Genomic DNA, 23805 nt, shown 5'->3' on the forward strand with positions numbered 1-23805 from the left:
GAAACACGCTAGCACCCTGTTGTGACAGTTTTATTTCAGTTAACGACACTGACTGGCACAGTTTTGTACGCAAATCTGCGCCAGCGAACCACAGGCGCCGTTGTTATCGTTCTTGCATTGCGATTGCTGCACGTAGCAGTTTTGCTGGCAGGACTGAATATCGCACTTCGCTGCCACGGGCGTCAGTTGCGGTAGCCGCGATTTTTGCTCTGGCTGCCAGTTGGTTTGCGCTGCGGCGCCGAGGCTGGTCAGCAGCAGCAACAGAAGGGTCCACTTCATCGCCTTATCCTCGCGTTGTTGATGTCTACAGTATGTACCCGGTTGAGGTTTATGGCGACCCGCTCGTCTGCGGCGTGATGCATTGCGTGAAACGAATGGTCCAGACTGGTGCGCGTTCATGCACCATTTCCGTGCAATCACCCATCGGTCACGCGTCTGCCAAGGCATGGAGGCGCTACCATCCTGCTCCGCGGCATTGGTACAAAAGTTGCAAGCCTGATTCGGTATAGCAAAGGAGAAGGTTATGAAAGCGATTGTGATTGGTGCTGGCATCGGTGGAATGAGCGCGGCGATTGCGCTGGAAAAAGCAGGCTATGAAACAGCGGTTTTTGAAGCGGTTAAAGAGATGAAGCCGGTGGGTGCGGCCATCTCCATCTGGCCTAATGGCGTGAAGTGTCTGAATGCGCTGGGCATGAAAGCGTCGCTGCGCGCGCTCGGTGGCAATATGGCGTTTATGGCCTACAACGATGCCCACACCGGCAGCACCCTGACCCGCTTTAGTATGTCGCCGCTGGTGCAGCAGGTTGGCGAATATCCCTACCCGGTCGCCCGCGCTGAATTACAGGCGATGCTGATTGATACCTATGGTCGCGCGCGCATCAGCTTTGGCAAACGCGTTACCCAGGTGGAACAGACTGCCACGGGCGTTACCGCCTGGTTTGATGACGGCAGCGAACAAAGCGCAGATTTCCTGATCGCCGCCGATGGCACCCATTCGGTAATCCGCCATTACGTGTTGGGCGAAAGCGTTGAACGTCGTTACGCCGGTTACGTTAACTGGAACGGGCTGGTGACCATTGACGAAAGCATCGCCCCTGCCGATCAGTGGACCACCTTTGTTGGCGAAGGCAAACGCGTCTCGCTGATGCCGGTGAGCGACAACCGGTTCTATTTCTTCTTTGATGTGCCGCTACCCAAAGGCTTAGCGGAAGATCGCAGCACCCTGAAAGCCGATCTTAAGGGCTATTTTGCCGGCTGGGCCGATCCGGTGCAGCGCCTGATTGACACCATTAACCCGGAAACCACCAATCGGGTAGAGATTCACGATATCGAACCTTTCAGCCAGTTCGTCAAAGGGCGTGTCGCGCTGCTGGGCGATGCGGCACACAGCACCACGCCGGATATCGGCCAGGGCGGCTGTGCGGCGATGGAAGATGCAATCGTGCTGGCGCAGACGCTGGCGGCGCATTCGCTGGGGATTGAGGATGCGCTGCTGCGTTATCAGGCGCGTCGGGTGGAGCGCACCAAAGATCTGGTGCTGAAGGCGCGTAAACGTTGTGATGTGACCCATGCGAAAGATGCGGCGGTGACTGCGGCCTGGTATCAGGATCTGAAGAATGAAACCGGCGAGCGCGTGCTGGCCGGTATGTGCGACACCATCGAGGGTGGGCCATTAGGTTAATCACCTGCGGCGACTGACCTGGTCGGCATAAATGCCGACCCTACGCTGAACGCCTGTAGGGTGCGCATTGATGCGCACCGGGCTGCATCTTCCGCGACTGACCTGGTCGGCATAAATGCCGACCCTACACCGAACGCCTGTAGGGTGCGCATTGATGCGCACCGGGCTGCATATTCCGCGACTGGCCGGGTTGGCATAAATGCCGACCCTACACCGAACGCCTGTAGGGTGCGCATTGATGCGCACCAGGTCCAATCGGTTATTCCCCTTCTAACCCGCGGTTTTTCAGCATCGGACCGATCTCCGGTGCTTTTCCACGCCACGCCAGCCACAGATGCTGCAAATCCGTGCTATTGCCGCGCGAAAGGATCTGGTCGCGGAAATGCTGACCATTCTCACGGGTTAAGCCGCCCCGCTCCTCAAACGCCTGATAGCCATCATCCGCCAGCATTTGCGTCCAGATATAGGCGTAATATCCGGCGGCATAACCGCCGCCCCAGATATGGCGGAAATAGCTGGAACGGTAGCGCGGTGGCACTACCGATAGCGCAATGTTCTCGGCCGCCAGCGCCTGCAACTCAAAATGGCTGACATCTTCCGGGTTGTCATGGGTGGTCAGCGAGTGCCATTGCAGATCGAGCAGCGCCGCCGCCAGCAGTTCCGTCATGTCGTAGCCTTTGTTGAACTTCGCTGCGCGCACCATTTTCTCGCGCAGCGCAGCAGGCATCGGCTCACCGGTCTGGTAGTGGCGGGCATATTGGGCAAACACCTGCGGATTGCTGGCCCAGTGTTCGTTAATCTGCGACGGGAATTCGACAAAATCGCGCGGCGTGGCGGTGCCGGAGAGGCCCGGATAACGCTGTGAGGCGAACAGGCCATGCAGCGCGTGGCCAAATTCATGGAACAGGGTGATCACCTCATCCCAGCTCAGCAATGCAGGCTGGCCCGCCGCCGGTTTGGTGTAGTTGCAGACGTTGTAAATCACCGGCCGGGTGCCGAGCAGCGTCGATTGATCGACAAAGTTACTCATCCACGCGCCGCCGCTTTTGTTGTCGCGCTTAAAGAAATCGGTGTAGAACAGCGCCAGCGGCGTATCGTCGGCATCAAAAATCTCATACACGCGCACATCCGGGTGATACACCGGCAGATCGTGACGCTCGCTGAAACGAATGCCAAACAGCTGGCTGGCAGACCAGAACACCCCTTTCTCCAGCACGTTTTCCAGCGCGAAGTAAGGACGGAGCTGGCTCTCATCCAGCGCGAATTTGGCTTTGCGCACCTGCTCGGCGTAGTAGCTCCAGTCCCAGGCGCGCAGCGGGAAACTGTGATGCGATTGTTCAATCGCCTGCTGAATATCCGCCGCTTCACGTTCGGCGCGACCGCGTGCCGCAGGCACGATATTACGCATAAAACTGAACGCCGCTTCGGGCGTTTTCGCCATCTGATCCTGCATACTCCACTCGGCATAGGTGTTAAAACCGAGTAACGCGGCCTGCTGCGCGCGCAGCTGCGCCATGCGCAGCACCAGCGCACGCGTATCGTTATCGTCGCCCTGTTCACAACGCGTCAGGGAGCGCTGGAACAACACTTCACGCGTGGCGTGCACGCTCAGCGACTGCAATGCCGGTTGCTGGGTGGTGTTCTGCAACGGAATCAGCCACTCGCCCGCCAGGCCGCGCGCTTCCGCCGCAGCTTTGGCATGGGCCAGTTCTTCTTCGCTCAACCCCGCCAGCGCTGCGGGATTGCTGACGGTGTAGGCGCCGGCTTTGGTGGCCGCCAGCAGCCGATTGCCAAAACGGGTGCTGAGGGTCGCCAGCTCCTGATTAATGGCGCGCAGCTGTTGTTTATCGGCATCGTTCAGACTGGCCCCGGCCAGTTGAAAATGCTGCCACACCACCTCCACCAGACGCATCGATTCAGCATCCGGGGCTTGCGAGCCGCGATGCTGATAGACGCTGTCGAGGCGCGCGAAAAGCTGGCTGTTGAGCTTGATTTCGTCATTGAGCGCGGTCAGCTGCGGCGCGATCAGTTCATCAATTTCCTGCAAGCGATCGCTGGTATTGGCCGACGTCATGGCGCTGAATACCATATTGACGCGGTTAAGCAGCTGCCCGCTGCGCTCCAGCGCTTCATAGGTGTTGGCAAACGTAGCAGGCTGTGGATTGCTGGCGATGGCCGCGACTTCGCGACGCTTCTCTTCGATACCGGCTTCCAGCGCGGGCAAAAAATCCTCTTCCTGGATGAGATCAAACGGTGGGGTCTGATATGGCAAGGTGCTGGCGGTGAAAAACGGATTGGCTCTTGAGTTCATTATCGCTCCTGATAATCAGCAACGCCGAAGCAGGCTCCGGCGGGATGTTTCTATCCTGGCAGTTTCGGCGCGGCTCAACAACTTATCCTCTGGCGCTGATACACGCTGATGATCTCACCGGCCACCGCGATGGCGATTTCGGCAGGCAGTTTACCGGTGACGTCCGGTAAGCCGATGGGGCAACGCAGCCGTGCCAGCAGGTCCGGCGCGACGCCTTTACCCTCCAGCCGGTAACGAAAGCGCTGTGCTTTGGTTTCTGAGCCAATCACCCCGGCGTAGCGAAAATCGCCGCGCCGCAGGATGGCCTCACTTAACGCCAGATCGAGCGGATGATGATGAGTCATCACCACGAAATAGCTGCCCGGCGCGGCGTCGGCTACGCAGTCCACCGGCTCGTCTTCCTGGCGTACCGTCACCCCTTCCGGCACTGCACGGAACTGCGCCGCACGGCTGTCGATCCAGGTTATGTGACAGGGTAACGTCGACAGCAACTGAACCAGCGCCTGTCCCACATGCCCGGCGCCATAGACCTGAATTTCCGGCTGCTGCTGCATCAGCGGTTCAAACAGGATGGTTGCCATGCCGCCGCAGCACTGACCAAGGCGCGCGCCCAGGGCGAACTCTTCGGTATGCGGCGCGCCACGTTGCTGTTGCAGCATCTCCCGCGCCTGGGCAATGCATTGATACTCAAGATGGCCGCCACCGATGGTGAGAAAGCTGTCGCTGGCCGTCACCACCATTTTGCTGCCACTGTCGCGCGGAACCGAACCGCGCTCGCTCAGCACGGTGATCAGCACGCAGCTTTCGCGTTTTTCCCGCAGGCGGTGCAGCACGTTAATCCAGTCGTGATAGATCATCATCCGCTCCCGAGAGGCGTTGAACGCCCCAGAAAACCCGCTCCGGCGTAGCCGGGGCGTCCAGCTGCGGATGCTGACGATAATCCGCCACGCTGGCGACCGCATCCTGTAAGGCACACCACACGGCAATCCCCAGCATAAACGGCGGCTCGCCCACCGCTTTGGAATGAAACACCGTCTGCTGCGGATTTTTACGGTTCTCCAGCAGGGTGACGCGCAGATCGGCCGGAACATCGCTGATGGCGGGAATTTTGTAGCTGGCCGGGCCGTCGGTAAGCAGCCTGCCCTGATCGTTCCACACCAGCTCCTCACAGGTCAGCCAGCCCATACCCTGCACAAAACCGCCCTCCACCTGACCGATATCAATCGCCGGATTAAGCGATGCGCCGACGTCATGCAGGATATCGGCGCGCAGCAGTCGATATTCGCCGGTCAGCGTATCAATCAGCACCTCGCAGCAGGCTGCGCCATAGGCGAAGTAATAAAACGGCGTGCCACGCCCGGCGTTGCGGTCGTAATGGATGCCCGGCACGCGATAGAAACCGGTGGCGGAAAGCGGTACCTGATTAAGCCATGCCTGCTGGCACACCTCGGCAAAGGTGAAATGCTGCGCGCCAACGCGCACGATGCCATTGCTGAAGCTCACCTGATCCGCGGTGCACTGATGAACCTTGCACAGCATCGCGGTTAAGCGTTCACGCAGGATCTGCGCCGCATCCTGCGCGGCTTTGCCGTTGAGGTCAGCCCCGCTGGATGCCGCCGTCGGTGAAGTATTCGGGACTTTGCCGGTATCAGTGGCGGTGATCTGGATGGTGCCGATATCGATTTGAAGCACTTCCGCCACAATCTGCGCCACCTTGGTGTTCAGCCCCTGGCCCATCTCGGTGCCGCCATGATTCAGCTGCACCGTGCCATCGGTGTAGATCAGGATCAGCGCGCCCGCCTGGTTGAGGAAGCTGGAGGTAAAGGAGATGCCGAATTTCACCGGCGTCAGCGCCAGTCCACGTTTCATCACGCGGCTGCTGGCGTTAAAAGCCTGGATTTCCGCGCGCCGCGCCGCGTAATCGCTGCTCGCTTCCAGCTGGGCAGTGATCTCATCCAGCAGGTTGTCTTCCACCTGCTGATGATAATGGGTGATGTTGCGATCCTGTTTGCCGTAGTAGTTACGTTTGCGCAGCTCCAGCGGATCGAGTCGCAGCTCGCGCGCGATATGATCCATGATCTGCTCAATCGCCACCATGCCCTGCGGGCCGCCAAAGCCACGGTAAGCGGTATTAGAAGCGGTATTGGTGCGGCAGCGATAGCCGGTGACCCGCGCATCGCCGAGGTAATAAGCATTATCTGCGTGGAACATGGCACGATCGACTATCGATCCACTAAGATCGAGCGAATAACCGCAATTTCCTGCCAGATCGATCTTCACGCCGCAGAAACGCCCGTCATCATCGAAGCCCACATCGTAGCGGACGTAGAACGGATGGCGCTTGCCGGTGATACGCATATCATCACGTCGCGCCAGGCGCATTTTCGCCGGTCGCCGCGTCTGGCGCGCCGCAATGGCGCACAGACAGGCCACGCCCGCCGCCTGGGTCTCTTTGCCGCCAAAACCGCCGCCCATGCGCCGCATATCGATGGTGACGTTGTTCATGCTGATGCCCATCACTTCAGCCACCAGTTTTTGCACTTCAGTCGGGTTTTGCGTGGAGGAGTAAACCTGTAGGCTGGCGTCTTCGCCGGGGATCACCAGCGCCGTCTGGGTTTCCAGATAGAAATGTTCCTGGCCGCCAATATGAAAGGCGCCCTGGAGACGGTGCGGCGCCCGCGCCAGCGCCGCATCGGCATCGCCGCGCTGATGCACATGGGGCTGCTGCACAAAATGCCCCTGCTCCAGTGCCTCGCACACATCCAGAATCGCCGGCAGGGGTTCATAGTCGACGATAGCCGCCATCACCCCGGCGCGGGCCGCCTCCGGTGATTCCGCCGCTACGGCGATCACCACCTGGCCGAGATACGACACTGTGTCCTGCGCCAGCAGCGGATCGCCCGGCTCCAGCGGCCCCACATCGTTAACGCCGGGAACATCCTGCCAGGTCAGCACGCTCACCACGCCCGGCACCGCATAGCACGGCTGCACATCCAGCCGGGTAATGCGCGCATGGGCGTGCGGGCTGAGCAGCGGGCAAAGATGCAACATGCCAGGCAGCTCGGGCTTATCATCGATGTAAATCGCTTCGCCAGAGACGTGTTTATCGGCGCTTTCATGCTTGCGGCTGCGCCCCACGCCGCTCTGGATTCCGGCATCAAACTGGGTTTTCCGCAGGGTTTCGTTCAGATCCGGTCGGTTATGAGACATAGCGCGTCACCTCCGTAATCGTCAGCTCGCCGCTGGCCTGCGCGTAATAACGGCGCAGCAGATTGCGCGCCACCCGCAGGCGATACTCCGCGCTGGCGCGGAAGTCGCTCAACGGCTGGAAATCGCTGCTCAATAGCGCACAGGCGCTTTCGATGGTGGCGAGCGTGAAAGGTGCGCCCGTCAGTGCCGCTTCCGCGTGTCGCGCGCGTTTGGGCGTCGCCGCCATTCCGCCAAAAGCGATGCGCGCCCGTACCACCAGGCCATTCTCCCGTTGCAGATTGATGGCGCAGAAAATGGCGGAGATGTCGTCGTCGAGGCGCTTTGACACCTTCCAGGCGACAAACTCAGGTGACACTGTCACTCTGGGGATGATGATGCTGTGAATAAACTCGCCGGGCTGCAACAGGGTCTGCCGATAGCCGGTAAAGAACTGATCGAGCGGCACGTCGCGCTGCTGCCCACCCTGCTGCAACCTGAGCGTGGCGCTGAGCGCCAGCAGCATCGGCGCCGCATCACCAATCGGTGAGGCATTGCCGATATTGCCGCCCAGCGTGCCCTGATTACGGATCTGCAACGAGGCGAAGCGCTCCAGCATCGCGCTGAACGCCGGGATACGCGTCGTAAGAAATTGATAGCATTGATGCAGTGACGCACCGGCCCCGAGATGCCAGCTCTCCTCGTCTTCGTGGCAGGTTTTCAGCTCCGCCACCTGTTCCAGCGCAATCAGCAGCGGAATGCGCTGATACTGTTGGGTGATTTGTAACGTCAGATCGGTGCCCCCCGCCAGCAGGCGGGCGTCGGGATGCTGCTGGTACAACGCGGCCAGCTGCGCCAGGGTTTTCGGCACATAGCAGCGGCTGCCGTTGGCCTCCAGCACCTGCACATCCTGATTGCTCAGCGCCTGTAAACGCTGCACCAGATTGGCTTCGCTCTGGCTGAAGTTATCGCATACCGGTTGTTCACACGCCTGCTGCGCGGCCTCCATGATCGGTCGATAGCCGGTGCAGCGACACAGATTGCCAGCCAGCGCCTGTTCCGCCTGGTGACGATCCCAGCCGTGGCTGTTTTTCTGTAAGGTGAACAGCGACATAACAAAGCCCGGCGTGCAGTAGCCGCACTGCGAACCGTGGCAATCCACCATCGCCTGCTGCACCGGGTGCAGATCGCGCCCCTGACGCAAATCCTCCACGGTAATCAGCTGTTTGCCTTGCAGGCTGCTGACCAGCGTCAGGCAACTGTTCACCGTTTCGTACTGCATCCGCCCCGCCACCACTTTTCCCAATGTCACGGTACAGGCACCGCAATCACCGGAAGCGCAGCCCTCTTTGGTGCCGCGCCGTTGCTGGCGAGTACGCAGATAATTCAGCAGCGTGAGATTCGGATCGAGATCGCACTCGGTCACCAGACGGTTATTAAGCAGAAACTGAATCATGCCGCTTGCTCCGCGCTGTCCCGCTGCCAGACCGGCTGGCCGTTAACCCAGGTTTGGGCGATGTTACGGTCATCGCCCAGCGTCATCAGCACAAACAGCTTTTCCCAGATGTCTTTGCTGTTGGCGCAGCGCAGCTGTTGCAGGGCGGATACCGCCGGATCGAGCACCACGAAATCCGCCTCTTTGCCGGGGTTGAAGTTGCCGATGGCATGATCGAGATCGAGTGCATGTGCCCCGCCCAGCGTGGCGTGATAAAAGGCTTCACAGGCGCTGAGTCGGTAGCTTTGCAGCTGGCCGACTTTGTAGGCTTCACCCAGCGTTTGCAGCAGGTTGAAGGTGGTGCCTGCGCCAACATCGGTGCCGATACCCATGCGTACGCCCTGCTGCCAGCAGCGCTTAATATTGAACAGGCCGCTGCCGAGGAACAGGTTGGAGGTGGGACAGAAGGCAATCGACGAATCGGTATCGTGCAGGCATTGCCATTCGTGATCGTCCAGATGCAGGCAGTGGGCAAATACGCTGCGTTTGCCGGTGAGTTGATGCTGGTGGTAAACGTCGAGATAACCGTCATGCTCCGGGAACAGCGCCTTCACCCAGGCGATCTCCTGCGGGTTTTCGCTCAGATGGGTATGCAGCCAGGTGTCGGGAAACTCTTCCCGCAGCTGACGGACTTTCTCCAGCAACTGCGGCGATGAGGTTGGGGCAAAACGCGGCGTCAGCGCGTAGCTTAAGCGCCCACGATTGTGCCAGCGCTCAATCAGCGTGCGGGTTTGCAGATAGCTGGCCTGAGGCGTTTCGGTCAGATAGGCGGGCGCGTTGCGATCCATCATCACCTTGCCCGCGATCAGACGCATATTAAGCTGCTCCGCCGCGCTGAACAGCGCCTCCACCGATTGCGGATGCACCGTGCCAAATACCAGCGCGGTGGTGGTGCCGTTCGACAGCAGCTGATGCAGGAAAAATGCCGACATCTGCGCGGCATGATCGGGACAGTGGTACTGGCTTTCTACCGGGAAGGTGTATTGATTGAGCCACTCCAGCAGCTGTTCGCCAAAGGCACCGATCATCTCAGTCTGCGGGTAGTGAATATGGGTATCGATAAAGCCCGGCACGATCAGTTTGCCGCGCAGGTCGATCAGGCTGGCCGGGTCCACCCACGTCCGGGCGCTTTCCCAGTTTTCGAGGCTGACCACTTTGCGGTCGCGCAACGTCAGTACCCCATCCTCCAGATAGCGCGCCTGGTCCGCGATGGCGTCGGGTTGGGAAGCGAGTCCGGTGAAATCAAAAAAGCTGGCGCGCAGCGTGGTGTCGGATGCAGAAGGCATAAATAATTCCTTAATCGGGAAAACCGTGCGGCTTTCTCCGCTGATAATTGCAGGTGATGATGGCCTTTAAACTAAATAGCAAACGCCATGCCAACCAACAGAACTTATTTATCTGTTGTTATTCAATGAATTAGGTTGCATTACAAAAAGATTGTGGCAGGCTGGATAAGCAATCGAATGCGCAAACGGTTGCCCGGCGCCGCCGCGTACCATAACGGTGCAGCCCTGCGCCATTATCGTGCAGGAAAAATTCTGCAACGGCTTTTCATGGGCAGCGAACAGGGTTAATGCTAAGGTGTGGCGTGGAACCTGAAATTGTTTCAGGATAGGTTGAATATGGATTTTTAATTTTTTTAAAATTAAAACAAAATTTCTTTTTCAGAAAGACATTTATTTTTTTGTCCGCCATTGCGGGAGTCTGTTATTTATAAGAAAAAAAAGGTAATTAACCGTCTTTGAGCATTGTTATTATGATTATCCAGAATAAAGTGCAGAAAAGCACTATTAGAATCCAAACTGGCCGTTGTGACATTTTCTACTCCCTGTCTTTCATTTCCCTGGTGACAAGAAAATATGCATTTAAAACTATAATTTCAAAATGGTTTCGCAGATCGATTATTGCTGATTGATCGTTCAAAACAATCAATTACCGATTCACTGACCTGATTTATCTGAAAACACACAAGTACATAACACCTGTAAAACAACTTCACTCAAATAACCATAACTATATGATTAAAAGGTATTTTTATAAATTAATAACTAATCTACTCTATAAATGACTTAACACTGGTTAAGACGTTAACAGGGAGATAAAGGGATGAAACTTTTTGGTTTACTTTTAGCCTGCGGAATAATCGTATGCACTTCAGCTCAGGCGGCCGTGCATCAGGCGGTGTCAGTCGCGGAAGCAAAAAAAATGCATGATGACAGGCACGTCGTGGTTGAAGGGAAAATCACCGGGCTGGCTGGTGATGATGATTACTGGCTGGAGGATGCTACCGGGAAAATTCGCATCGATGCGGATGACGACGATGATGATGACGGAAGTTACAGGCTAATTGGAAAAGAAGTTCGCGTAGCAGGTGAAATTGACCGTGATGATGGACAGGTGGAAATTGACTCGGACAGTATTCAGATACTGAAATAACGCCACTGCCCTGCACGCTTAAATAGCTTACAGGGCAAGGTTATCAAGAAATAAACGATAGCTCATTACTGAATTATATATTGCCGCAAAGTTATTTTGTAACATCTGCTTTGCCTCATCAGTCGTCACTCTCCGTTCTAAAGGTAAACATCACATCGTAAATAACCGACGCTGTCAGCTTCTCCGATATCACCATAACTATCATCCGTATAAAGGATGATTTTTTAAGTTACTGCCATAAATACCTCACAAAGGCGCCAAACTCGCCGTCGGATCAGAAACGGGATACCAGTTCAAACCGTTGGAAAAGCGCGGCTGCATAGCCGGAATAAGCGTGGTATCGGTGCATCCCGACCTGCGTCATTTTTTCCAGCACGCTGACTAACGATTCTCTGTTTTTCTGCGCGTCGGAGCTGTCGATAATCAGCGGAAGACGGGATTCTGATTCGAGCATAGTTTTCCCCAGGCATAAAAAAACCTCGCAGGGGCGAGGTTCATTGTGGTTTCTTTAGGTCGGGGGGTAAACTTTTGATTCCGGTTTAGCGTTCTCGGGTATTACGTCACTCCCACAATGTTTACATTTGAGTGGTTCTTTGCGAATAGCTTCAGCGCAAAATGTGCATTTCCTGTAATAACCTGACTCCCCGTTTAGCACTGCACGCTGTTCCGATGTTCTGGTTGAGAGCGCTACGATCAATCCGATTACTGGAGAAAGGAAAGCTATTAACCCAGAAATTAATCCATTGCCAAGCGTTATAGTTAAAGCTGCTCGAATCAGCAGGAATCCTGCTAAATACATAGAGAATAAGTAAATTATTCCGATGCTCATCCCGTTTCGTTTACCAGCAATAACACTTACCAATATTGCAGCAAACCCGTAAAGCAAAAAACTAAATATTGGTTCCATATCCTTAGATCCATGTCAGCTATAATTCCCGAAAATTCTAACACCTACCATGTATATGGGAATAACCTGAGCGATATTTCGGATTTTGTGTCATCTACTTTTCCGTTCAGTCTTCAGGGTGTGATTCAGCGTAAAGGTGTATCTGCTCATTCCCGCACTCAATCCACAAGAATTTCAATGAAAGATGAAGCTGCAAGACCAAGTTAGTGTCATTTGATTACAGATAAATGCGATTACTGATCTTATATCAGGATTTTCAAACGTTCATTCAAGGTATATTTAGCGAGGTGGGTACACCACGTTAACTGTAAGGAAACAGTAAAGCATGAAAAAATTTATTCTGGTTCTGTTATGCATGATCTTCCTGTCACCAGCATTAACTTTTGCCAATGACAGTCATCATGAAAACGGGCGAAATTCTGCGCATAAGCATGAAAAAAAAGGTAAGCACGGACATTCTGAAAACAAGTCAGAATTCAGAGGGCATGATTCCAGGTATAAACAAGATGGCCCCGCCCGGCATAAGCATAATAATAGAAAGATGAACTCCGGTCGCTCTGACTATCACCATGATAATGATTAATAGTATTGACCACATAGGATGAAAAATGACCCGCCGGTTGCGGGTTATTTTTTCGTTCCTTCAAGTTGGCCTGCTTTCCCTGCTTTATTGTCCACTCTTTACTTTCCGTTTTCTCTCGGTATGAAACAGCGTTCGCCATTCACATCAATACGGTTGACAAGAATAAGCATGTTCTCACCTGATAAAAGCACGCCGGAGCGGGCATAAATTTTATGCGGTCACGTTAATTGCGGAGGTGATGGTAATGGTGGCGTCACCTTCTGCAACGCCCGTCATAACGCCTGGCGCATCGACAGCCACAATGCTTTCATCAGAAGATGACCAGGTTCGTCCCCGCAGACGTTAGGGTTGCCGACAGTTCAGTCGTTGCGCCGTCGGGCTAGTCATCGTTCACGTGCACTTTAGGGAAGTCGAAGGTGTAAGAGCCCTCGTTATTCTCCAGTGTAAAACTGAACGGCAGCGTTGCGTCTGAATGTTGTTATTGAAGGAGATACCGAACGCGTCCACGCAGAAGCTGGAACCGCCATCAGTACTGTTGAGGCGGATGTTGCTGACCTTCCTGTAACACAGATCACCGGCGTTATCCTCGGGATCCGTGAAATATCTGACATCGTTTGCCCGTGATGTCTGACCCACCCCAGCTCCGCGACCGTCATCGTCATCGTCATCGTTGGGAATATCTGGCCGCATTTGCGGCATTTTAAAAAAAAACCTGCTTTCGCAGGTTGAGAATATGAAGCAAAATTTAATACTAACAGGCATACAACAAAACAATAAAAGCGTGTCACATTCGCGTTTAACACGCCTGTGATATTAATTTATTTTGGTTTTCAATATTTGATTAATGTCAATTTACGCACTCTAAATATCATAAAAACAATCTCATATGAGAATGAATGTTGAGTTAACACGCCTGATATTAACCGCGATAGTTCAGGGAAGTCAGCGAACCGAACCGCCCGACATGCATCGAGTTAAATCTGAATATCAGTATTGATTCCAATCAATTAATTGGGAGTCACTTTCAATTAAATAAAGTAAAATAACATCATAGATTAATGAATTGTTAAATAAATAAAAAAGTGAGAAACAAAAAATTAAGTCTTGAGTTAATAAAATGCTGAAAGTAACATCTTTCTTTGAATAGCCATGATGGCTATTTTAACCGAATGCCAATAGGAATTATTGATGAAATATTTAACTGCCACTCTTTTAGTTTCTTGTATGTTTCCCTACCTTGCATCAGCCAGTGCCATTGAAGATTGCAAGGCTAAAAGAATGGCTCTTGATAACGAGTTGAAAATTGCTCAGCAATACAACAATACAGGTAAAATCTCAGGATTAAAGCGCGCCATCACTGAAGTAAATACATACTGCACACCGGACGTGTTAAGCAGGATACCCAAAATCGGATTCACAAACTGGAACGAAAAATTTTTGAGAAAAAGGAAGATATCCAGGAAATCGAATACGACCTCGAAGGAGCAAAAACAGACGGTAACATTGATAAGATTTCAAAATATCAACTTAAGCTAGGTAAGAAAAAAAGCGAACTTGACGCCCTAATAGATGAACTCTTCAATACTCAAACAGAATTCAATGAATTAAAATAAAAACCCGCACGAAGGCGGGTTCTTTTCTTTAATCCTACCGATTGCGCGTTCAGCTTCGCGAAGAAGATATAGATCTAACAGGTTACTGGCTTGAAATTCAAGGAGTATTTTAATGCCAGCAACTGAGAAACAATCACATCCTTTATTTAATTTTTAGAAATGAATTGTTGATCTTTTTTTCATCCACCACACTACGCTTTCAACCGTCGCGACAACCGCACCTGCAGGATTTCGCTTTCCCTGCTCGGCTCGCCATTTCGGATCGTTTGACATGTCATGCCACAGACGCAGCCATAAATCGGCCATAAATACATTTTATTGAAGCTGGTCAGATTATTAAAAAAGACCCAGTCGACTATTAACGCCATTTAAGCTGCGCAGCATAAAGATATTTATTCAAAGAAAATAAAAAATTATTTAACCAATTAAAATCCAGTAAAAATTGCGCTGCAATGGTCTATAATGAAAGTAGACGGCAATGCAACTATTTGAGAGTAACAAACCCAAAGTCTCAGCCAATACCTTAAAAGGCTATAGCGCGACTTTAGGCGTTGTTGAAGGCATCGCAAGAAAAAACACCTTAATAAAAAATATTCGATATAACGATATTCTTAATTATCGCAGCGAATTTCTTCACAGTATGACAATGTATGCCCACGGCTCAAGATGCTGTCGGCAGGGGCCAATCCGACATTCATCGCGACACAGATGGGCCATGAAAACGCGCAAATGGTTTACGAGGTTTACGGTTCGTGGATTGGTGAACTCAGCGGAAGCCAGGTTGACATGCTCAACACGGTACTGGCATTTTAGTTTTGCCCCTTATATGCCCCTTTTTAATTTTTTCTTTGATTTTTTCATTTAAAATCAATAAATTGATCACTACATGCAATTGTTTAAGGAACAGTGAGATGATTATTTTTGTTACCGGCGCGACCGCCGGTTTTGGTCAAAGTATCACCCGCCGCTTCATTGCTACAGGTCATAAAGTGATCGCCAGCGGACGCCGTACCGAGCGTTTGCAGGAATTGAAAGACGAACTGGGTGACAATCTGTACACCGTTCAGCTGGATGTGCGCAATCGCGCGGCGATTGAAGAAGTGATCGCCGGGCTGCCTGCCGAATGGCGCAATATCGATGTGCTGGTGAACAATGCCGGTCTGGCGCTGGGGATTGAACCGGCGCATCGGGCGAACATCGAAGACTGGGAAAATATGATCGACACCAACAACAAAGGTCTGGTGTATATGACGCGCGCGGTGCTGCCTGCCATGGTGGAGCGTAACGTCGGTCATATCATCAATATTGGTTCGGTTGCCGGTAGCTGGCCGTATGCCGGTGGCAACGTCTATGGCGCCACCAAAGCCTTTGTGCGTCAGTTCAGTCTCAATTTACGTACCGATCTGCACGGCACCGCGCTGCGCGTCACCGATATCGAACCCGGCCTGGTGGGCGGCACCGAGTTTTCCAACGTGCGCTTTAAGGGCGATGACGGCAAGGCGGATAAGGTCTATGAAGGAACCACCGCGCTGACGCCGGAAGATGTGACCGAAGCGGTTTACTGGGTGGCGACGCTGCCAAAACACGTCAACATCAACACGCTGGAGATCATGCCGGTCACACAGGCGCTGGCCGGTCTGAAGGTGCATAAGGAATAAATTGCCAGGGTCGGCATGTTTGCCGACCTTACGCCCGCCCCCAGCCCGCCACAATAATCAGCATACCGCTGAAAGCAATCAACGCCCCCGCCCAGTCCCACGGACTTAGCTTTACGCCATCCACCACCCGCAACCAGATCAATGCCGTCAGCACGTAAACGCCGCCGTAGGCTGCATAAACGCGTCCGCTCGCTGCCGGGTGCAACGTCAGCAGCCAGACAAACAGCATCAGGCTGGCGGCGGCGGGCAGCAGCAACCACGCAGTTGCGCCCTTCTTCAGCCATAACCACGGCAGGAAACAGCCAACAATTTCGGCCACCGCAGTTAAAAAAAACAGCAGCGTGGTTTTGAACAGCATAAAAAGTCTCTCTGAAGTCTCAACAACAGGCTCACCGCTGGTGAGCAAACGAGCAGCGATGATATACTAGCGAAGATTGTTGTTACAGCCACCCTCGCGGCTGTGCTGGCGTTAACTGAAGGAAAAGATGATGAAAAAACAATTTCCCGCACTGCTTGCTGCGCTCCTGACTGCCAGCGTATTGCTGGCCGCCCCGCTGGCCTCAGCGAAAACCGATCGCCTGATTATTCAGGACGGCGACAACGCAGCCAGCAATGAAGCGGCACGTCAAAGCCAGGAGCAGTGGAACGATACGCGCAATCTGCGTAACAAGGTGAATACCCGCGTGGAGAAGGAGTTCGATAAAACCGATAAAGCCTTCGATACCCGCGACTCTTGTGAAAAAAGCTACAACGTCAACGCCTACTGGGAACCGAACACCCTGCGTTGCCTGGACCGCCGCACTGGCCGTGTGGTTGCACCGTAACCAGCGACAACTGCTATAGTCTTCAAGGGAATTCAAACCAAAGGAGTGTGTGATGAAAAAACGTGTGGCAGTTATATTGCTCTCCCTGCTGGCACTGCCGGTGCTGGCGCAGGCGTCCTGTGAAAGCGTAAAAGCAGACATCAGCAAAAAAATCATCGGCAACGGCGTGGCGGAGTCCGATTTCACCCTGGATATTGTGCCGAACGATCAGGCTGACCAGGCGGGTGGACAGGTTGTCGGTCATTGCGACAACGACACGCAGAAAATCGTTTACAAAAAGCTGGGGCGCGACGCCGACAGCAACGTGCCCAACGGCGCAGGCAGCTCGCAGGATACGTCACAGTAATGTCGGGTCGGCATTTTGCCGACCCCCTTCTTATTCTTCCGCTTCCGGCCGCTGATGCGGCATCAGCCACGCAATCCACAGCGCCAGCACGGCAATCAGCAGCGCCACCACAAACACCCAATGCAGCGAACTGGCAATCTGGCTGGTCCAGAAATGCAGCGTATCCTGCGGTAACGTCTGACGGCTGTCATGCGACATGATTTTCTGCATCGGATCGCTGGCCTGCGGCAGCCGCAGCATCAGATTGTAATTCAGCACTGCTCCCATCAGTGCAGTACCAATCGCCGACCCCAGCATCCGACTAAACATAATAGACGCGGTGCAGATACCGCGAATTTCATAGTGCGCATGGTTCTGCACCGACACCAGAAACGTGGTACTGGTCATCCCCATGCCGGTGCCAATCACAAACGCCGTCACACCCGCCTGTATAATGCTGCTGTCGGCGCGCAGCAGCAGCAATAAGGCGCTACCGGCAATCAGCAGCAGTGCGCCCAGCTGTGCGGTGAAACGGTAGGACGTGATCAGCATCAGACGGCCGCTCAGGGTGCTGGCGAGCGGCCAGCCAATCGACATCATCGCCAGCGCACTGCCCGCCTGGAGCGGCGTGCCGCCGATAATGCCCTGAATCCAGGTGGGCAGGAAGGCGCTGATCCCCATCATCGCAGCGCCAATAATCAGATTCCCGGCGTTACCGGCGACAATTAACCGGCTGCGCCAGATCGCGAGCGGGAACAGCGGCGCGGCAGCACGTTGTTCATGGCGTTTGAGGAACACCGCAGCGATCAGCGCCATCGCCAGGAACAGCAGCAGCCAGTAGCCCAGCACTTCCGCCTGCAACAGCGCGATCAACAAGGCGCTGACGCTCAGCATCAGCCAGGCACAGCCGGTAATATTCAGCGCGCAGCGCTCCTGTTGCTCGCGTGCAGGCAGGAAACGCGCCAGCAGCAACATCGAGAGCAAACCAATGGGGACGTTGACCCAGAAGATCACTGACCAGCTGAAGTGTTGCACCAGCCAGGCACCGCTGAGCGGACCGAGGATCGCCGCTACGCCCCATACGCTGGAGAGCCAGCCCTGCACGCTGGCGCGCTCACGCGGCGCGTAGATATCCGCCACGATGGTGGTGCTGAGCGGCATGATGGCGCCAGCGCCCAGCCCCTGGAAAGCGCGGAACAGGATCAGCCAGGTCATGCTGTGGGCGAAACCGCACAGCACCGAGCCGATGAGAAACAGCGATACGCCGATAAAAAACAGCGTCTTGCGGCCCCACATATCCGCCAGTCGCCCGTAAAGCGGCACCGTCACCGCCTGGGTAAGCAGATAGATGGAGAAGACCCAGCCGAACTGTGAAAAGCCCCCCAGGTCAGCGATGATGGTGGGCATCGCCGTGGCGACAATGGTGACTTCAATTGCCGCCATAAACATCGCCAGCATACAGGCGATCAATACCCAGTGGCGGTTTTCCGTGTGTACTTCTGCGCTCTCAGTCATTTTTCTTCCTTCCTTTGTGCCAAGGCTAGTCGAAATTTTCCGTTGTCAATTTCCTCTGCGTGCGCCTCATTTGTGACGGTGTAACAAAAATCGATGAATTTTTTTCATTGACGTGAAATGCCTTAACTCATGCGGGTTAAGCCCGGATTTTCCCCCTTTTCTATCTGTCTGATTTTGCCGCAAAAACTGGCATGTTCCGTTTTACATTGCTATAGGTCTAAAACCACTTTCCGTCATCTCACTGGAAAAGTGTCGTTAAGTAGTCGTTTTATCTGCCATTGCGCCGCGACGGGCTGTGCAGAACTTTTATTGTTTAACGCTAAGGCATTTAGCACTTTTGCGAATCAGGGAGACGCACGCTATGCAAAACGCATCGCTCGCCCGCCGAGCCGGACTGGCAGTGCTCGCCATTGTGGCGATCATTGGCCTGCTGGTCTGGGGTCTTGGGCTGGATACGCTGCGCGCCCGCAAGGTAGACCTGATCTATCTTGGGCAGCAGCATCTGTTTCTGGTGTTCTGGTCAATGTTTTTCGCGCTGCTGATCGGTATCCCCAGCGGCATTCTGCTGAGTCGTCCGTTTGCCCGCCGCTGGGCAGAGTATGTGATGCAGATCTTCAACGTCGGCAATACGCTGCCGCCGCTGGCGGTGCTGGCTCTGGCGATGGTGATTGTCGGGATCGGCGATCGCCCGGCGGTGATTGCGCTGTTCCTCGCCTCGTTACTACCCATCGTGCGTAATACCTATGCCGGACTGAGCGCGGTGCCCCCCTCGCTGCTTGAAGCCGCCAACGGTATTGGCATGACCAAATTTCAGCGTTTGCGTCAGGTGGAAATCCCGAATGCGCTGCCGGTGATCCTTGCCGGGGTGCGAATCGCTACCGCGATTAATGTCGGCACCGCGCCGCTGGCGTTCCTGATTGGCGCCAGCAGCTATGGCGAGCTGATCTTCCCTGGTATCTATCTCAATGATTTCCCGACGCTGATCCTCGGTGCAGTGGCAACCGCCCTGTTCGCGCTGATCCTCGACATGCTGCTTGCCGCATTGGGACGTTTCCTCAGCCCGCATTCAGCGGCATAACACAAGGAGCTTTGCGATGGCCACTGCCAACCCGCTGGCGCGCTGGGCGAAACGCACCGCGCTGGCGCTGACCGCAACCCTGGCACTCAGCCAGGCTGCTGCGGCCGCCACACCGATTGTGATGGCGACCAAGAGTTTTACCGAGCAACACATTCTGTCCGCGATGACGGTTATGTGGCTGCAAAAGAAAGGTTTTCAGGTGATCCCAAAAACCAATATCGCCACCACCATTGGTCGTAACGCGATGATTAATAAGCAGATCGATATGACCTGGGAGTACACCGGCACCTCGCTGATCATCTTTAATCACATCACCAAACCGATGTCGTCGCAGGAAGCCTATAACACGGTAAAACAACTCGACGGCAAGGTGGGTCTGGTCTGGCTGGACCCGGCTCCGATGAACAATACCTACGCTTTCGCCATGCAGCGGTCCCGTGCGGATAAAGAAGGCATCAGCACCATGTCGCAACTGGTGGCGAAGCTGGAACAAATCCGCAAAACCGACCCGGACCATAACTGGAAGCTGGGCCTGGATTTGGAGTTTGCCGGGCGTTCAGATGGCCTGAAACCGTTGCAGAAGGCATACAACATGCCGCTCGATCGACCGCAAATCCGTCAGATGGATCCCGGCCTGGTGTACAACGCCGTCAAGGAAGGCTTTGTTGATGCGGGGCTGATCTACACCACCGACGGACGCGTAAAAGGCTTTGATCTCAAGGTGCTGGAAGATGATAAACACTTCTTCCCAAGTTACAACGTCACGCCAGTGGTGCGTCAGGATGTGCTGGCGAGCCATCCGGGGCTGGACACGGCGCTGAATCAGCTGTCTGCGCTGATTACCGACGAGGCGATTACCGAGATGAATAAGCGCGTCGATATTGATCACCAGTCACCCGAACAGGTGGCGCGTGATTTCCTTAAATCCAAAAACATGCTGTAAGGAGGCGCTATGGATACCCTGCATTACATCATGGATAACTGGGATAGCCTGCTGGCCCTGACGTGGCAGCATACCTGGCTGGTGCTGGTGGCGGTAGGTTTTGCCATTGTGGTTGGCGTGCCGCTCGGCATTCTGATTGTACGTTTTAAGTGGCTGGCGACGCCGGTGCTGGGCATCGCCACTATCGTGCTGACCATCCCGACCATCGCGCTGTTTGGTCTGATGATCCCGCTGTTTTCGCTGATCGGTCAGGGCATTGGCGCTCTGCCCGCGATTACCGCCGTGTTCCTTTATTCGCTGTTGCCGATTGTGCGTAACACCCATACCGCGCTGGAAAATTTGCCGCCAGGGCTGCGTGAAGCAGGCCGGGGGATCGGCATGACCTTCTGGCAGCGTCTGCGCTGGGTGGAGATCCCAATGGCGCTGCCGGTGATTTTTGGTGGTATCCGCACTGCGGTGGTGATGAACGTCGGCGTGATGGCGATCGCCGCAGTAATCGGTGCCGGTGGTCTGGGTATCGAGCTGCTGGACGGCATCAGCGGCAGTGATGTGCGTATGTTAATTGCCGGCGCGTTGATGATTTGTTTGCTGGCTATTGTTCTTGACTGGCTGCTGCACCGTTTGCAGTCGGCGCTGACTCCTAAGGGGATTCGATAATGATAAAACTGGAAAACCTGACGAAAACCTTTACTCAGAAAAACGGCACCAGCTTTAACGCCGTAGATAACGTCAGCCTGGAAGTCCCTGCCGGGGAGATGTGTGTGCTGCTCGGCCCTTCCGGCTGCGGCAAAACCACTACGCTGAAAATGATTAACCGCCTGATCCCATCGACCAGCGGCAAGATTTTGATTAACGGTGAAGATACCAGCGGCCAGGATACCGTGACGCTGCGTCGCAATATCGGTTACGTGATCCAGCAGATTGGTCTGTTCCCGAATATGACCATCGAAGAGAACATCACCGTGGTGCCGCGGATGCTGGGCTGGGATAAAAAGCGCTGCCGCGAGCGCGCCACCGAGCTGATGAGCATGGTGGCGCTTGATCCGACGAAGTTTCTGCATCGCTACCCGCGTGAGATGTCGGGTGGTCAGCAGCAGAGGATCGGGGTGATCCGCGCGTTGGCGGCGGATCCGCCGGTGCTGCTGATGGATGAACCTTTCGGCGCGGTCGACCCGATTAACCGTGAAGTGATCCAGAACGAATTTCTCGATATGCAGCGCCAGCTGAAGAAGACCGTGATGCTGGTGAGCCACGATATCGATGAGGCGCTGAAGCTGGGCGATCGCATCGCGGTGTTTGGTCAGGGCAAAATTGTGCAGTGCGCCAGCCCGGATGAATTGCTGGCAAGACCGGCGAATGATTTTGTCGGTTCATTTGTCGGCCAGGACCGTACCCTGAAACGTTTGTTGCTGGTGCAGGCGGGTGACGTCACCGATCAACAACCGACTATCACCGTGCAGCGCAACACGCCGTTGCAGGAAGCCTTCGCCACCATGGATGACAACGATATGCGTTCGGTGACGGTCGTGGATAACGACGGCAAGCCGCTCGGCTTCGTTAAACGTCGTGAAGCGCGCGGTGCCAGCGGTAGCTGTGAAGAGAAACTGCATACCTTTAAGGTGACCGGCAAAGCCGAAGAGAACTTGCGCGTGGTGCTATCGAAGCTGTATGAACACAATACCGTCTGGATGCCGATCGTTGATGAAGAGGGTCGCTACAGCGGGGAGATTTCGCAGGATTATATCGCGGATTATCTCAGCTCAGGACGTACGCGCCGGCGGTTAAATCCTTAACGGCCCAAACCCGTAGCGGCGCAATTTATCGCGCCGCTACGGGTGGTGTTTAATGGGATTCTTCTGCGGCGGCCTTCAGCGCAGGCTGCGCCTGCTCTGATGGTAAAATCACGTTCAGCACAATCGCCAGAATCCCGCCCGTAGTCACCGCATGACCAAACAGGTTACTAATCAGCATCGGGAACTGTTTCAGCACATCCGGCACTGCTTCTACCCCAAGTCCCAGACCAAAAGAGACGGCGACGATCAGCATTTCACGACGTCCCAGCGGCGTTTGTGTCATCACCCGAATACCCGCAGCCACCACGCTGCCAAACATCACCAGCGTAGCGCCTCCCAGCACCGGCGGCGGGATCTGCTGCAACAGGTTGCCAATCACCGGGAAAATGCCCAGCAGCACCAGCAGCAGGCCAATCACCATACCGACATAGCGGCTGGCGACGCCCGTCATCTGAATCACGCCGTTGTTTTGTGCAAAAGTGGTATTGGGAAAAGCGGAAAACATCGCCGCCAGCACGCAGCTGATGCCATCGGCCAGAATGCCGCCCTGTAAACGGCGCTGAAAGCCTTCGCCTTCAATCGGCTGGCGCGACAGCAGGCAGTTGGCGGTTAAATCCCCCACCGCTTCGATCACGCTGATCACCGACACCAGCGCAATCGGCACGAAAATCGCCCAGTCAAAATTGAAGCCGAAGCGGAAAAAGCCCGGCATCACCAGCCAGCTGCCCGCAGCCATCGGTTTGAGATGCAGATGGCCGGTCAGGGCTGCGGCAACACAGCCGACAGCGATCCCCGCCACCACAGCGGTCAGACGCGCCCAGCGATTCCGCGTGCGGTTCAGCGCCACAATCACCAGCAGGGTCAGTGCGCCCAATGCCAGATTCCACGGCGCGCCGAAATCTGCCGCGTTTTGACCGCCAGCCCAATCGGTGATGCTGACTTTAATCAGGCTGATGCCGATCAGGGTGATGACCGTCCCGGTGACGACCGGCGTCAGCACTTTACGTAACGGCGCAACACAGCGGCTGATCAACATCGGGATGAGCGCTGCGATCAGGTTGCAGCCAAAGATCATCGCCATAATCTCTTCCGGGGAGCCGCCGCGTGCTTTCACCATCAACCCGCCGGAGAGGATCACGCCGAGAAAAGCAAAGCTGGTGCCCTGCAAACAAATCATACCGGCACCGACACCCATAAAACGCCGCGCCTGAATAAAGGTGCCGAGGCCGGACACCAGTAATGACATGCTGATCAGATAAGGAATGTACGCCTGTAAACCCAGAACCGAACCAATAATCAGCGGTGGCGTGATAATCCCCACCACGCTGGCCAGCACATGTTGCAGTGCGGCAAAAAATGCGGGGGCTGGGCCAATGCGTTCTTCCAGCCCATACAGCAAACCTTTTTCATCTGAGTGCGACATAACGGTGCTCCGGCAGTAAATTCATCAGGTCAGC

At 54.8% G+C, this 23805-nt stretch carries 23 protein-coding genes and 2 pseudogenes; 13 read left to right on the forward strand and 12 right to left on the reverse strand.

Features of this window, described 5'->3' with window-relative positions:
* Window positions 1–39 precede the first annotated feature (39 nt).
* A complete protein-coding gene (locus tag AC6I8V_RS10355) occupies window positions 40–279 on the reverse strand; it encodes a hypothetical protein (RefSeq protein WP_497842196.1) in 240 nt (79 codons plus the stop codon).
* A gap of 244 nt (window positions 280–523) precedes the next feature.
* On the opposite strand from AC6I8V_RS10355, the gene hpxO reads away from it, so the two are divergent.
* Complete coding sequence (gene hpxO, locus AC6I8V_RS10360; protein WP_497842197.1) at window positions 524–1681, forward strand: FAD-dependent urate hydroxylase HpxO; 1158 nt, start codon at window positions 524–526, stop codon at window positions 1679–1681.
* A 259-nt stretch (window positions 1682–1940) separates the two neighbouring features.
* Here hpxO and dcp read toward each other — a convergent pair whose 3' ends face one another.
* The 5 genes from dcp to guaD all read right to left on the reverse strand — a co-directional run bounded on the left by dcp (window position 1941) and on the right by guaD (window position 9959).
* The gene (dcp, locus tag AC6I8V_RS10365) at window positions 1941–3992 is read right to left on the reverse strand and encodes a peptidyl-dipeptidase Dcp (protein ID WP_497842198.1); all 2052 of its coding nucleotides are present in this window, start codon (window positions 3990–3992) and stop codon (window positions 1941–1943) included.
* A gap of 74 nt (window positions 3993–4066) precedes the next feature.
* On the reverse strand, window positions 4067–4849 hold the full coding sequence (gene xdhC, locus AC6I8V_RS10370; RefSeq protein WP_497845811.1) for a xanthine dehydrogenase accessory protein XdhC: 783 nt from the start codon (window positions 4847–4849) through the stop codon (window positions 4067–4069).
* A complete protein-coding gene (gene xdhB, locus AC6I8V_RS10375) occupies window positions 4827–7202 on the reverse strand; it encodes a xanthine dehydrogenase molybdopterin binding subunit (protein ID WP_497842199.1) in 2376 nt (791 codons plus the stop codon). The genes xdhC and xdhB overlap by 23 nt, the downstream gene beginning before the upstream one ends.
* Window positions 7192–8634 carry a xanthine dehydrogenase small subunit gene (xdhA, locus tag AC6I8V_RS10380; RefSeq protein ID WP_497842200.1) on the reverse strand — a complete coding sequence of 481 codons (1443 nt, stop codon included), beginning with the start codon at window positions 8632–8634 and terminating at the stop codon, window positions 7192–7194. The genes xdhB and xdhA overlap by 11 nt, the downstream gene beginning before the upstream one ends.
* Window positions 8631–9959, reverse strand: coding sequence for a guanine deaminase (gene guaD, locus AC6I8V_RS10385; RefSeq protein ID WP_497842201.1), 1329 nt, complete (start codon window positions 9957–9959; stop codon window positions 8631–8633). Before guaD ends, xdhA begins: the two co-directional genes overlap by 4 nt.
* An 820-nt stretch (window positions 9960–10779) precedes the next feature.
* On the opposite strand from guaD, the gene AC6I8V_RS10390 reads away from it, so the two are divergent.
* Window positions 10780–11109 (forward strand): NirD/YgiW/YdeI family stress tolerance protein, encoded by a 330-nt coding sequence (locus tag AC6I8V_RS10390; RefSeq protein ID WP_497842202.1) that lies wholly within the window; start codon window positions 10780–10782, stop codon window positions 11107–11109.
* 274 nt (window positions 11110–11383) lie between these two features.
* Here AC6I8V_RS10390 and AC6I8V_RS10395 read toward each other — a convergent pair whose 3' ends face one another.
* Together AC6I8V_RS10395 and AC6I8V_RS10400 are read right to left on the reverse strand one after the other, a co-directional pair.
* Complete coding sequence (locus tag AC6I8V_RS10395) at window positions 11384–11563, reverse strand: hypothetical protein (RefSeq protein ID WP_497842203.1); 180 nt, start codon at window positions 11561–11563, stop codon at window positions 11384–11386.
* 54 nt (window positions 11564–11617) lie between these two features.
* Window positions 11618–12016: a DUF2545 family protein gene (locus tag AC6I8V_RS10400; RefSeq protein ID WP_497842204.1), complete on the reverse strand. Its 399-nt coding sequence runs from the start codon at window positions 12014–12016 to the stop codon at window positions 11618–11620.
* A gap of 325 nt (window positions 12017–12341) precedes the next feature.
* Here AC6I8V_RS10400 and AC6I8V_RS10405 point away from each other — a divergent pair, with 325 nt between their 5' ends.
* Window positions 12342–12599 carry a hypothetical protein gene (locus tag AC6I8V_RS10405; RefSeq protein WP_497842205.1) on the forward strand — a complete coding sequence of 86 codons (258 nt, stop codon included), beginning with the start codon at window positions 12342–12344 and terminating at the stop codon, window positions 12597–12599.
* Between the two features lie 210 nt (window positions 12600–12809).
* Here the strand turns inward: AC6I8V_RS10405 and AC6I8V_RS10410 are convergent, their stop codons facing one another.
* A complete protein-coding gene (locus tag AC6I8V_RS10410; RefSeq protein ID WP_497845812.1) occupies window positions 12810–12938 on the reverse strand; it encodes an Ig-like domain-containing protein in 129 nt (42 codons plus the stop codon).
* An 885-nt stretch (window positions 12939–13823) separates the two neighbouring features.
* Between AC6I8V_RS10410 and AC6I8V_RS10415 the strand changes: the two are divergent.
* The 4 genes and pseudogenes from AC6I8V_RS10415 to ydfG all read left to right on the forward strand — a co-directional run.
* Window positions 13824–13979, forward strand: a pseudogene (locus AC6I8V_RS10415) (DUF1090 family protein); the annotation flags it as partial.
* Window positions 13980–14062: 83 nt separating this feature from the next.
* Window positions 14063–14212 carry a hypothetical protein gene (locus AC6I8V_RS10420; RefSeq protein ID WP_497845813.1) on the forward strand — a complete coding sequence of 50 codons (150 nt, stop codon included), beginning with the start codon at window positions 14063–14065 and terminating at the stop codon, window positions 14210–14212.
* A gap of 666 nt (window positions 14213–14878) precedes the next feature.
* Window positions 14879–15025, forward strand: a pseudogene (locus tag AC6I8V_RS10425) (site-specific integrase); the annotation flags it as partial.
* 98 nt (window positions 15026–15123) lie between these two features.
* Window positions 15124–15870 (forward strand): bifunctional NADP-dependent 3-hydroxy acid dehydrogenase/3-hydroxypropionate dehydrogenase YdfG, encoded by a 747-nt coding sequence (gene ydfG / locus AC6I8V_RS10430; protein ID WP_497842206.1) that lies wholly within the window; start codon window positions 15124–15126, stop codon window positions 15868–15870.
* Between the two features lie 28 nt (window positions 15871–15898).
* Here the strand turns inward: ydfG and AC6I8V_RS10435 are convergent, their stop codons facing one another.
* On the reverse strand, window positions 15899–16228 hold the full coding sequence (locus AC6I8V_RS10435) for a YnfA family protein (protein ID WP_497842207.1): 330 nt from the start codon (window positions 16226–16228) through the stop codon (window positions 15899–15901).
* Between the two features lie 130 nt (window positions 16229–16358).
* On the opposite strand from AC6I8V_RS10435, the gene AC6I8V_RS10440 reads away from it, so the two are divergent.
* Together AC6I8V_RS10440 and AC6I8V_RS10445 are read left to right on the forward strand one after the other, a co-directional pair.
* Window positions 16359–16694, forward strand: a complete 336-nt coding sequence (locus AC6I8V_RS10440; RefSeq protein ID WP_497845814.1) for a DUF1283 family protein — start codon at window positions 16359–16361, stop codon at window positions 16692–16694.
* Between the two features lie 52 nt (window positions 16695–16746).
* On the forward strand, window positions 16747–17040 hold the full coding sequence (locus AC6I8V_RS10445) for a DUF1161 domain-containing protein (protein ID WP_497842208.1): 294 nt from the start codon (window positions 16747–16749) through the stop codon (window positions 17038–17040).
* 30 nt (window positions 17041–17070) lie between these two features.
* On the opposite strand, the gene AC6I8V_RS10450 is transcribed toward AC6I8V_RS10445, so the two are convergent.
* A complete protein-coding gene (locus AC6I8V_RS10450; RefSeq protein WP_497842209.1) occupies window positions 17071–18534 on the reverse strand; it encodes an MDR family MFS transporter in 1464 nt (487 codons plus the stop codon).
* Between the two features lie 361 nt (window positions 18535–18895).
* Here AC6I8V_RS10450 and AC6I8V_RS10455 point away from each other — a divergent pair, with 361 nt between their 5' ends.
* The 4 genes from AC6I8V_RS10455 to osmV are packed head-to-tail and all read left to right on the forward strand — an operon-like array spanning window position 18896 to window position 22348.
* Window positions 18896–19612, forward strand: a complete 717-nt coding sequence (locus AC6I8V_RS10455) for an ABC transporter permease (protein WP_497842210.1) — start codon at window positions 18896–18898, stop codon at window positions 19610–19612.
* Window positions 19613–19628: 16 nt separating this feature from the next.
* Window positions 19629–20555: a glycine betaine ABC transporter substrate-binding protein gene (locus AC6I8V_RS10460; RefSeq protein ID WP_497842211.1), complete on the forward strand. Its 927-nt coding sequence runs from the start codon at window positions 19629–19631 to the stop codon at window positions 20553–20555.
* Window positions 20556–20564: 9 nt separating this feature from the next.
* Complete coding sequence (gene osmW / locus AC6I8V_RS10465) at window positions 20565–21212, forward strand: osmoprotectant ABC transporter permease OsmW (protein WP_497842212.1); 648 nt, start codon at window positions 20565–20567, stop codon at window positions 21210–21212.
* The gene (gene osmV, locus AC6I8V_RS10470) at window positions 21212–22348 is read left to right on the forward strand and encodes an osmoprotectant ABC transporter ATP-binding protein OsmV (protein WP_497842213.1); all 1137 of its coding nucleotides are present in this window, start codon (window positions 21212–21214) and stop codon (window positions 22346–22348) included. Before osmW ends, osmV begins: the two co-directional genes overlap by 1 nt.
* 49 nt (window positions 22349–22397) lie before the next feature.
* Here osmV and AC6I8V_RS10475 read toward each other — a convergent pair whose 3' ends face one another.
* Window positions 22398–23771, reverse strand: coding sequence for a nucleobase:cation symporter-2 family protein (locus tag AC6I8V_RS10475; protein WP_497842214.1), 1374 nt, complete (start codon window positions 23769–23771; stop codon window positions 22398–22400).
* Window positions 23772–23805: the final 34 nt, after the last annotated feature.

It is taken from the genome of Pantoea sp. X-Soil-TKNS-1207 (assembly GCF_059730485.1).